Here is a 9,331-nt window from a genome sequence, read left to right on the forward strand (position 1 = left end):
TGAGAAGCGGTTCTAGCTCCGTTGTGGAAGGAACCCAAGCCGATCGTAAACCCGCTGGACGGTTTTCCCGGCCACATCGTTGGCCTTTTCCGCTCCGGCGGCAAGGATGGCCTCCAATTCGGCGAAGTCGGAGGTCAGTTCGTCCACCCGCGCCTTGATCGGGGCGACGAACTCGACGACCGCCTCGGCGGTGTCCTTCTTCAAATCGCCGTAACCCCTTCCGGCATAGCCTTCCACGAGCGTGTCGACGCGGACACCGGTGACCGCCGACTGGATGCTCAGCAGGTTGGACACGCCCGGCTTGGCCTCGGTGTCGAAGCGGATCTCGCGCTCGCTGTCGGTGACCGCCGAGCGAATCTTCTTGGCCGACACCGCCGGTTCGTCGAGCAGGTTGATCAACCCCGCATCGGTGGCCGCCGACTTGCTCATCTTCGACGTCGGATCCTGCAGGTCGTAGATCTTGGCGGTGGCCTTGGGAATGAGCAGGTCCGGGACCACGAGCGTGTCCGGGAAGCGGCTGTTGAACCGCTCGGCGATGTCGCGCGCCAACTCGAGATGCTGGCGCTGGTCCTCGCCCACCGGCACCAGCTCGGCGTCGTAGGCCAACACGTCGGCGGCCTGCAGCACCGGGTAGGTGAACAGACCCACGGTGGTGGAGTCGGTGCCCTGCCGCTGCGACTTGTCCTTGAACTGCGTCATCCGCGAGGCCTGCCCGAAGCCGGTGAAGCAGCCCAGCACCCAGGCCAGCTGGGTGTGGGCGGGCACGTGGCTCTGCACGAAGATGGTGCTGCGGGCCGGGTCGATGCCCAGCGCCAGGTACTGGGCGGCGGTGATCAGGGTGCGGCGGCGCAGCGCCTCGGGATCCTGCGCGATGGTGATGGCGTGCAGGTCGACCACGCAGAAGAAGGCGTCATGGTCGTCCTGCAGCGCGACCCACTGCGTGATGGCGCCCAGCGCGTTCCCCAGATGAAGCGAATCGGACGTGGGCTGCACGCCGGAGAAAAGCCGGCTGGATCCGGTAGCGGTGCTCATGATGCACCGATCTTTTCACGCGGCCCGCCTCCGCCGAGTGCCCGGCCAGCCGGGTTCTCGCCTGCGAGCGTGCGGCCGGCCGGGCGCTGGCGTCGTGCCCGCCTTGCGGTACCGGCGGTACCGCCTTTAATGTCGGCACTATGGGGAGTACCAGCAGCACGGGGACGCGGCCACCGATCCACCTCGGTTCCGGGGAGCCGGTCTTGTTGCTGCACCCGTTCCTGCTGTCACAGGCGGTCTGGGAGGACGTCGCCCAGCGGCTGGCCGACACCGGCCGATACGAGGTTTTCGCCCCGACGATGGCCGGCCACAACGGCGGCGCCCCCGCGGGGACCTGGTTCTTGTCCTCGGCGGTGCTGGCCGACGACGTCGAGCGCCAACTCGACGAGCTGGGCTGGGACACCGCGCACATCGTGGGCAACTCGCTGGGCGGCTGGGTCGCGTTCGAACTCGAGCGGCGCGGACGGGCCCGCAGCGTCATGGGCATCGCCCCGGCCGGCGGATGGACGCGCTGGAGCCCGGCCAAGTTCGAGGTGATCGCCAAGTTCATCCTGGGCATCCCGCTGCTGGTGCTGGCCGCGCTGTTCGGCCCGAAGGTGATGCGCCTGCCGTTCAGCCGCCAGCTGGCCACCTACGCGATCAGCGCCACGCCCGACGGCGTCAGCGACGCTCAACTGCTCGGCTGCATCGACGATGTCGCGCACTGCCCGGCCTATTTCCAGCTGCTGGTCAAGTCGCTGCTGCTGCACGGGCTGCGGGAGCTGGCCGAGAACGCCGTCCCGGCGCACCTGGTGATCTGCGAAAAAGACCGGATCGTGCCCGCCCCGAGGTTCAGCCGGCACTTCACCACCCACCTGCCCGACGACCACCAGGTCACCAAGCTCGACGGCGTGGGGCACATCCCGATGTTCGAGGCGCCCGAGCGCGTCACCGAACTGATCGTCGACTTCCTCGAGGAATGCAGCCAAGCGGACCGGGGTGCCAACCCCTCGGCTAGTTAGCCAGCTTCTTTTCCAGGTTCTCCGCGATCGAGTGGAGAAATTCCTCGCTCTGCTGCCACTTCTGGTCGGGGCCGATCAGCAGGGCCAGGTCCTTGGTCATCTTCCCGCTCTCGACGGTGGAGACCACCACGTTCTCCAGCATCTGCGCGAACTCGATCACCTCGGGGGTGTTGTCCAGCTTGCCGCGGTGCGCCAGTCCGCGCGTCCAGGCGAAGATGGACGCGATCGGGTTGGTCGAGGTCGGCTTGCCGGCCTGATACTGGCGGAAATGTCGGGTGACGGTGCCGTGCGCGGCTTCGGCCTCGACCGTCCTGCCGTCGGCGGTCATCAGCACCGACGTCATCAGCCCCAGTGAGCCGTAGCCCTGCGCGACGAGGTCCGACTGGACGTCGCCGTCGTAGTTCTTGCAGGCCCACACGTAGCCGCCCTCCCACTTCAGGCAGGCCGCGACCATGTCGTCGATCAACCGGTGCTCGTAGGTCAGTCCCTCGGCCTCGAACTTGTCCTTGAACTCCTCGTCGTAGACGCGCTGGAACTCGTCTTTGAACATGCCGTCGTAGGCCTTGAGGATGGTGTTCTTGGTGGACAGGTACACCGGCCATTTGGCGTCCAGCCCGTACTTCAGCGAGGCGCGCGCGAAGTCCCGGATGGAGTCCTTGAAGTTGTACATCCCCATCACCACGCCGCCGTCGGGGGGAATGGACACCACCTTGCGCACTATCGGCTCGCTGCCGTCGGCGGGGGTGAAAGTGATTGCGACGGTTCCGGGTTTGTCGACCTTGAAGTTGGTCGACCGGTACTGGTCGCCGAAGGCGTGGCGGCCGATCACGATGGGCTTGGTCCACCCCGGCACCAGCCGCGGCACGTTCGAGATCACGATCGGCTCGCGGAAGATGGTGCCGCCCAGGATGTTCCGGATCGTGCCGTTGGGCGACAGCCACATCTTCTTCAGGTTGAACTCGGAAACCCGGGCCTCGTCGGGGGTGATGGTCGCGCACTTGACGCCCACGCCGTGTTTCTTGATGGCGTACGCGGCGTCGATGGTCACCTGGTCGTTGGTGCGATCCCGGTTCTCGATGCCCAGGTCGTAATAGTCCAGGTTGATATCGAGGTGCGGCAGGATCAGCAGGTCTTTGATGAATTTCCAGATGACGCGGGTCATCTCGTCACCGTCGAGCTCGACCACGCGGCCTTTGACCTTGATCTTGGCTTCGCCTGCCATGTCGAGTCCGGCTTCCTGCTTGCGGCCCTAGCCTGTCGAAGCCGCCAGCGCCTCGTTGAATGTCTTGCTCGGCCGCATGATTGCCGTCGTCTTCTCGGTGTCCGGCTGGTAGTAGCCGCCGATGTCGACCGCCTCGCCCTGCGCCTCGGCCAGTTCGGACACGATGCTGTCCTCGTTTTCACCCAACGACTCGGCCAGCGCGGCGAAGTGCTTGCGCAGCTCCTCGTCGTCGGATTGCGCGAGTTCCTGCGCCCAATACAGCGCCAGGTAGAACTGGCTGCCGCGGTTGTCGAGTTCACCGGTCTTGCGCGACGGGCTCTTGTTGTTCTCCAGCAGCTTGCCGATCGCGGCGTCCAGCGTCTTGCCCAGCACCTTGGCGCGCTCGTTGTCGGTCTTGATGCCGATGTCTTCGAAACACGCTCCCAGAGCCAGGAATTCACCCAGGGAATCCCAGCGCAGGTGGTTCTCCTCGACCAGCTGGTGCACGTGCTTGGGCGCCGAACCACCCGCCCCGGTCTCGTACATTCCGCCGCCGGCCATCAACGGCACGATGGACAGCATCTTGGCGCTGGTGCCCAGTTCCAGGATCGGGAACAGGTCGGTGAGGTAGTCGCGCAGGATGTTTCCGGTCGCGGCGATGGTGTCCTGTCCGCGCATCGCGCGCTCCAGCGTGTACCTCATGGCCCACACCTGCGGCATGATGTTGATGTCCAGGCCCTCGGTGTCGTGTTCCTTCAGGTACGCCTTGACCTTCTTGCGCAGCTCCACCTCGTGCGGCCGTTCGGTGTCCAGCCAGAAGACCACCGTCATGCCGGAGTTCCGCGCCCGGGTGACCGCCAGCTTGACCCAGTCCCGGATCGCCTCGTCGGTGACGATCGGCATCCGCCAGATGTCGCCCTCCTCCACGTTCTGGGTCAGCAACACTTCCCCGCTGTCTAGGTCGACGATGTTGGCGACGCCGTCCTCGGGGATTTCGAACGTCTTGTCGTGCGAGCCGTACTCCTCGGCCTGCTGCGCCATCAGCCCGACGTTGGGAACGGTGCCCATCGTCCGCGGATCGAACTGCCCGTGTGTCTTACAGAAGTTGATGATCTCTTGGTAGATGCGGGAGAAGGTCGACTCCGGGTTGACGGCCTTGGTGTCCTTCTGCCGCCCGTCGGCGCCCCACATCTTGCCGCCCGCGCGGATCATCGCCGGCATCGACGCGTCCACGATCACATCGCTGGGCGAATGAAAGTTGGTGATGCCCTTGGCCGAATCGACCATCGCCAGCTCGGGGCGGTGTTCGTGGCAGGCGTGCAGGTCGCGGATGATCTCCTCGTGCAGCGACGCCGGCAGTGACTCGATCTTGTTGTAGAGGTCGACCAACCCGTTGTTGACGTCCACGCCGAGTTCGTCGAAGAGCTCCTGATGCTTGGCGAACGCGTCCTTGTAGAAGACCTTGACGGCGTGGCCGAACACGATCGGGTGCGAGACCTTCATCATCGTCGCCTTGACGTGCAGCGAGAACATCACGCCGGTCTCGTAGGCGTCCTGCATCTGTTCCTCGTAGAACTCCACGAGGGCCTTCTTGCTCATGAACATGGAGTCGATGACGTCGCCTTCGCGCAGCTCGACCTTGGGCTTGAGCTCGAGGGTCTGCCCGCTCTTGGTCTCCAGCACCATCTTCACGTTGCGGGCGCGGTCCAGCGTCATCGACTTCTCGCCGTGATAGAAGTCGCCGTGCCGCATGGTCGCGACGTGCGTGCGCGAGGCCGGCGACCACGCCCCCATGCTGTGCGGGTGCCTGCGCGCGTACTCCTTGACGGCCTGGGGCGCGCGGCGGTCCGAGTTGCCTTGCCGCAGAACCGGGTTGACCGCGCTGCCCAGGCATTTGCCGTAGCGGGCGCGGATTTCCCTGTCCTCGTCGGTCTTTGGGCTCTGCGGGAAGTCCGGGATTTTATATCCCTTGCCCTGCAACTCCTTGACGGCGGCGATCAGCTGGGGCACCGAGGCGCTGATGTTCGGCAGCTTGATGATGTTGGTGTCGGGCTGCTTCGTCAGCCGGCCCAGTTCGCCCAGGTTGTCCGGCACCCGCTGCTCTTCGGTCAGGTCGTCGGAGAACTCGGCGAGGATCCGGGCGGCCACCGAGATGTCGCTGGTCTTGATCTTGATGCCCGCCGGCTCGGCGAAGGCGCGCACGATCGGCAGGAACGCGTAGGTCGCCAGCAACGGCGCCTCGTCGGTCAGTGTGTAGATGACGGTCGGTTGTTCGGCGCTCACGGTCCCTCTCCCGGCGTCAATGATGGGTTGAAAATTTTGGGGGCTCAGCGTTCTGACTGCCACGTTATCAAGGGTGTTTGGACAGGTGTCGACCTGCACGTGCACCGCGAGGGTTGGCACCGGGTCGGCACAGTAAGATAGTCTTCGTATTGGTCATGAGCGCCAGCATCAAGCCCCGGCTTGCTGGCCGGCAACCCTCCAACCGCGGTGGGGTGCCCCGGGTGATGACCAGGTTGAGTAGCCACACAAACCGGCTATCCGGCAAGCGCGGGTCCGCCATGACGGGCCCCTGAGCAGACAGGGAAACGTGATGTGCATTCACTCGGCCCATCCGCGCCTCATCATGTGTCGCTGCTAATTCGCGCCCCCGGTTGACGCCCCTTCCGGCGTCCCGGCCATCCGTTAGCAGACCCCTACCAGCAGAAAGCAACCCCGTGACCTCCGACAACGCCGATCACGAAGCCGCCCACGACACCGATCCGACCGCGAACTGGACATTCGAGACCAAGCAGGTGCACGCCGGCCAACGGCCGGACCCGGCCACCAACGCCCGCGCCCTGCCGATCTACCAGACCACGTCGTACACCTTCGACGACACCACGCACGCCGCCGCCCTGTTCGGGCTGGAAGTGCCGGGCAACATCTACACCCGGATCGGCAACCCGACCACCGATGTCGTCGAGCAGCGCGTCGCCGCACTCGAGGGCGGGGTGGCGGCGCTGTTCCTGAGCTCCGGACAGGCCGCTGAGACTTTCGCCATATTGAACCTCGCCTGTGCCGGAGATCACATCGTCTCGAGCCCGCGGCTCTACGGCGGGACGTACAACCTGTTCCACTACTCGCTGGCCAAGCTCGGCATCGAGGTCACCTTCGTGGAGGATCCCGACGACCTGGATTCGTGGCAGGCGGCGGTGCGGCCGAACACCAAAGCCTTCTTCGGCGAGACGATCTCCAACCCGCAGATCGACATCCTGGACATCCCGGGAGTCGCCGGGGTGGCGCACGCCAACGGCATACCGCTGATCGTCGACAACACCATCGCCACGCCGTATCTGATCCAGCCGTTCGAACACGGCGCGGACATCGTCGTGCACTCGGCCACCAAGTACCTCGGCGGGCACGGCTCGGCGATCGCCGGGGTCATCGTCGACGGCGGCACCTTCGACTGGACGCAGGGACGCTTCCCGGGATTCACCACCCCCGACCCGAGCTACCACGGCGTGGTGTTCGCCGAACTCGGTCCGCCGGCCTACGCGCTCAAGGCGCGCGTGCAGCTGCTGCGCGACCTCGGGTCCGCCGCGTCGCCGTTCAACGCGTTCCTGGTCGCCCAGGGCATCGAGACGCTGAGCCTGCGCATGGAGCGCCATGTCGCCAACGCGCAACGCGTGGCCGAGTACCTGGCCGACCACGATGGCGTGTTGTCGGTCAACTACGCCGGCCTGCCCGGCTCGCCCTGGCATGACCGTGCAAAGAAGCTGGCGCCCAAGGGAACCGGCGCGGTACTGGCGTTCGAGCTGGCCGGCGGCGTCGAGGCCGGCAAGGCGTTCGTGAACGCGTTGAAGCTGCACAGCCACGTCGCCAACATCGGCGATGTGCGCTCCCTGGTGATCCACCCGGCGTCCACGACGCACGCGCAGCTGTCCGCACAGGAGCAGCTGAGCACCGGGGTCAGCCCCGGGCTGGTGCGCCTGGCCGTCGGCATCGAGGGCATCGACGACATCCTGGCCGACCTGGAGCTCGGATTCGCCGCGGCAAGCAAATTCGGCGCGACCGCGGGCGCGTCCGGCACCGATCCGCAAGCCGTGGCGGCGTTCTAAGGAGCCCGGCCATGACGATCTCCGACGTCCCGACCCAGACACTGCCCGACGAAGGCGAAATCGGCTTCGTCCCCATCGGTTCGCTGACCACCGAAGGCGGCGCGGTCATCGACGACGTGCACATCGCCATCCAGCGCTGGGGCGAGTTGTCGCCGACGCGGGACAACGTGGTGGTGGTGCTGCACGCGCTGACCGGCGACTCGCATGTCACCGGGTCCGCCGGACCCGGACACCCCACCGGCGGCTGGTGGGACGAAATGGTGGGGCCGGGCGCGCCGATCGACACCAACCGCTGGTGCGCGCTGGCCACCAATGTGCTGGGCGGTTGCCGCGGCTCCACCGGACCGAGTTCGCGGACCCGGGACGGAAAGCCTTGGGGCTCAAGGTTCCCCCGGATCTCGATCCGTGATCAGGTGGAGGCCGACATCGCCGCGCTGACCGCACTGGGGATCGAGCGGGTCGCCGCCGTGGTCGGTGGATCCATGGGTGGCGCAAGGGCTTTGGAGTGGATCGTCGGCCACCCGAACCGGGTGCGGGCCGGGCTGCTGCTGGCGGTGGGCGCGCGTGCCACCGCCGATCAGATCGGCACCCAGTCCACGCAGATCGCGGCGATCAAGGCCGACCCGAACTGGCAGGGCGGCGACTACCACGACACCGGGCTCGCGCCGGATACCGGGCTGACCATCGCCCGCCGCTTCGCGCATCTGACCTATCGCGGTGAAGTCGAGCTCGACACCCGGTTCGGCAACGACGGGCAGAACGACGAGGATCCGAACAACGGCGGCCGCTACGCGGTGCAAAGCTATCTCGAATACCAGGGCGACAAGCTGCTGGAGCGCTTCGACGCCGGCAGCTACGTGGTGTTGACCGAGGCGCTGAACGGTCACGACGTCGGCCGGGGCCGCGGTGGGGTGCGTAAAGCGTTGCGTCACTGCCCGGTTCCGGTCGTTGTCGGCGGCATCACGTCTGACCGGCTGTACCCGCTGCGCCTGCAGCAGGAGCTGGCCGAGCACCTGCCCGGCTGCGCCGACCTTCAGGTCGTGGACTCCGTCTGCGGGCACGACGGCTTCCTGGTGGAATCCGACGCGGTCGGCGAAATGATCCGCAAGACACTGGTGTTGGCCGACGCGGATAACAGGGAAGGCGCGTCGTAACGCATGACCCGCTCGCGGCACGACCGCTCCCTCTCGTTCGGCTCGGCGGCCGCGGCTTATGAGCGTGGCCGCCCCTCCTATCCCCCGGAAGCGATCGACTGGCTGCTGCCCGTCGGGGCGCGCCAGGTGCTCGACCTGGGCGCCGGCACCGGGAAGCTGACGACCCGGCTGGTGGAACGCGGGCTGGACGTGGTTGCCGTCGACCCGATACCGGACATGCTGGAGGTGTTGCGCACCTCGCTGCCGGAAACGCGGGCGCTGCTGGGCACCGCGGAAGAGATTCCGTTGGAGGACAACAGCGTTGACGTCGTGCTGGTGGCGCAGGCCTGGCATTGGGTGGATCCGGAGCGCGCGATTCCGGAGGTGGCCCGGGTGCTGCGGCCCGGCGGTCGGCTGGGTTTGGTGTGGAACACCCGCGACGAACGGCTCGGCTGGGTGCGCGAACTGGGGCGGATCATCGGCAGCGACGGCGACGGCGGCCGCACCCAGGTGACGCTGCCCGAGCCGTTCGCCGACCTGGCGCATCATCGGGTCGAGTGGACGAGTTACCTCACGCCGCAGGCGTTGATCGACCTTGTCGCGTCCCGCAGTTACTGCATCACCTCGCCGACCGAGGTCCGCACCCAAACGCTCGACCAGGTGCGCGAATTGCTGGCCACCCATCCGGCGCTGGCGAATTCGACGGGCCTGGCGCTGCCCTACGTCACCATGTGCACCCGGGCAACGTTGGCCGGCTGAGGCCTACTCCTCCGGGTCACCCAGGAGCTTTTCGGGGTGGTGGAAGGTGTTGGTGCGGGGTTGGCCGCGGTCGAGGTGTGGTGGTGGGATCCATTGGGTTTCGCC

General features: G+C 66.6%; 8 protein-coding genes and 1 riboswitch. Of the genes, 4 read left to right on the plus strand and 4 right to left on the minus strand.

The features are described 5' to 3' along the window. Positions 1-12: 12 nt before the first annotated feature. Positions 13-1,032, minus strand: coding sequence for a tryptophan--tRNA ligase (trpS, locus tag A5688_RS00370; RefSeq protein ID WP_067831796.1), 1,020 nt, complete (start codon positions 1,030-1,032; stop codon positions 13-15). Between the two features lie 203 nt (positions 1,033-1,235). On the opposite strand from trpS, the gene A5688_RS00375 reads away from it, so the two are divergent. Further along, positions 1,236-2,033, plus strand: a complete 798-nt coding sequence (locus tag A5688_RS00375; protein WP_067831799.1) for an alpha/beta fold hydrolase — start codon at positions 1,236-1,238, stop codon at positions 2,031-2,033. Here A5688_RS00375 and A5688_RS00380 read toward each other — a convergent pair. Together A5688_RS00380 and A5688_RS00385 are read right to left on the minus strand one after the other, a co-directional pair. Next, positions 2,026-3,255 carry an NADP-dependent isocitrate dehydrogenase gene (locus tag A5688_RS00380; protein WP_067831801.1) on the minus strand — a complete coding sequence of 410 codons (1,230 nt, stop codon included), beginning with the start codon at positions 3,253-3,255 and terminating at the stop codon, positions 2,026-2,028. The genes A5688_RS00375 and A5688_RS00380 overlap by 8 nt on opposite strands. A 27-nt stretch (positions 3,256-3,282) precedes the next feature. Further along, entirely contained in the window at positions 3,283-5,517 is a 2,235-nt protein-coding gene (locus tag A5688_RS00385; protein ID WP_067831805.1) for an NADP-dependent isocitrate dehydrogenase, read from the minus strand. A gap of 151 nt (positions 5,518-5,668) precedes the next feature. Then, positions 5,669-5,791: riboswitch (SAM riboswitch) on the plus strand. Positions 5,792-5,951: 160 nt separating this feature from the next. On the opposite strand from A5688_RS00385, the gene A5688_RS00390 reads away from it, so the two are divergent. From A5688_RS00390 to A5688_RS00400, 3 genes are read left to right on the plus strand one after another with little or no spacing between them, the layout of a single operon-like run. Next, positions 5,952-7,334, plus strand: coding sequence for a bifunctional o-acetylhomoserine/o-acetylserine sulfhydrylase (locus tag A5688_RS00390; protein WP_067910638.1), 1,383 nt, complete (start codon positions 5,952-5,954; stop codon positions 7,332-7,334). Between the two features lie 11 nt (positions 7,335-7,345). Beyond that, positions 7,346-8,488 (plus strand): homoserine O-acetyltransferase MetX, encoded by a 1,143-nt coding sequence (metX, locus tag A5688_RS00395; protein ID WP_067831811.1) that lies wholly within the window; start codon positions 7,346-7,348, stop codon positions 8,486-8,488. A gap of 3 nt (positions 8,489-8,491) precedes the next feature. Then, complete coding sequence (locus A5688_RS00400; protein WP_067910642.1) at positions 8,492-9,226, plus strand: class I SAM-dependent methyltransferase; 735 nt, start codon at positions 8,492-8,494, stop codon at positions 9,224-9,226. Positions 9,227-9,229: 3 nt separating this feature from the next. Here A5688_RS00400 and A5688_RS28465 read toward each other — a convergent pair. Continuing rightward, on the minus strand, positions 9,230-9,331 hold a 102-nt coding region (locus A5688_RS28465), incomplete at its 5' end, for a hypothetical protein (protein ID WP_431602663.1).

This window comes from Mycobacterium mantenii (genome assembly GCF_001667865.1).
GTDB classification, from domain to species: Bacteria; Actinomycetota; Actinomycetes; order Mycobacteriales; family Mycobacteriaceae; genus Mycobacterium; species Mycobacterium mantenii_A.